The organism is Actinoplanes campanulatus (assembly GCF_014647795.1).
Lineage (GTDB): Bacteria > Actinomycetota > Actinomycetes > Mycobacteriales > Micromonosporaceae > Actinoplanes > Actinoplanes campanulatus.
Genome location: NZ_BMPW01000070.1, coordinates 1 through 1,276 on the forward strand (window position 1 = coordinate 1; position 1,276 = coordinate 1,276).

General features: G+C 66.8%; 1 protein-coding gene. It reads right to left on the reverse strand.

The window, feature by feature from the left end; genetic code table 11:
• On the reverse strand, nt 1–1,249 hold a 1,249-nt coding region (locus tag IEZ13_RS46060; protein WP_373293120.1), incomplete at its 3' end, for an IS256 family transposase.
• Nucleotides 1,250–1,276: the final 27 nt, after the last annotated feature.

A 1,276-nucleotide genomic window follows, 5' to 3' on the forward strand; every position in this document is an offset into this window, starting at 1 on the left:
TGAGGCGGCCGTCGAAGGCGAGGTCGAAGGCGTTGAGGGCGGGTTTCCATCGGGTGATCCAGCGGCGGCGGCCGGTGCCGGTCGGGTCCAGGGCCATCACGGCGAGGTAGACGCATTTCAGTGCGGCTTGCTCGTTCGGGAAGTGCCCGCGGGCCCGTACGGCCCGGCGGATCCGGGCGTTCACGCTCTCGATCGCGTTGGTTGAGCAGATGACCGTGCGGATCTCGGTGTCGAAGGCGAGGAACGGCACGAACTCTGCCCAGGCGTTCTCCCACAGCCTGACGATCGCGGGGTATCGGTCGCCCCAGACCTCGGCGAACTCCAGGAACCGCTGCTCAGCAGCCTGCTCGGTCGGTGCGGTGTAAACCGGCTTCAACGCTTTCGCGATAGCGTCCCAGTGCTGCCGGGACGCGTACTTGAACGAGTTGCGCAGCAGGTGAACCACACACGTTTGGACCACGGTCTGGGGCCAGACGGTGTTGATGGCGTCGGGCAGGCCGGTCAGGCCGTCGCAGACGGCCATCAGCACATCCTCGGCGCCGCGGTTCTTCAGTTCGGTGCACACGCTGAGCCAGAACTTGGCGCCTTCACCGCCGTCGCCGGCCCACAGCCCGAGGATGTCGCGAGTGCCTTCGGCGGTGACGGCCAGGGCGACGTAGATGGGCCGGTTGGCGACCTTCCCGTCGCGGATCTTGACGTTGATCGCGTCCAGGAACACCACCGGATACACCCGGTCCAAGGGCCGGTTCTGCCACTCGGCCATGCCGTCCATGACCTTGTCGGTGATCGTGGAGATCGTCTGCCGGGACACCTCGGCGCCATACACCTCGGCCAGGTGGGCGCTGATCTCCCCGGTCGTCAGACCCTTGGCCGACAGCGACAGAACCATGTCCTCGACCCCGGTGAGCCGGCGTTGCCGCTTCCGCACGATCTGCGGTTCGAACGAGCCGTCACGGTCGCGCGGCACGGTGATCTCGACCGGGCCGACATCGGTCAGCACCGTCTTGGCCCGGGCCCCGTTACGCGAGTTCCCGCCGTCCTTACCGGCCGGGTCGTGCTTCTCATAACCGAGATGGTCGGTGATCTCACCATCCAACGCAGCTTCGATCACCCGCTTGGTCAGGTGCTGCAACAGGCCACCCTCACCAGTCAGCTGCAAACCCACCGCCCGGGCCTGCTCGACCAACCGGCCGACCAACTCGGCATCCACACCCTCCGGCGTCGCCGCCGGACCCTTCTTCTTGGCCACCGCCGAAGTATCCACGGAGGGCTCGAT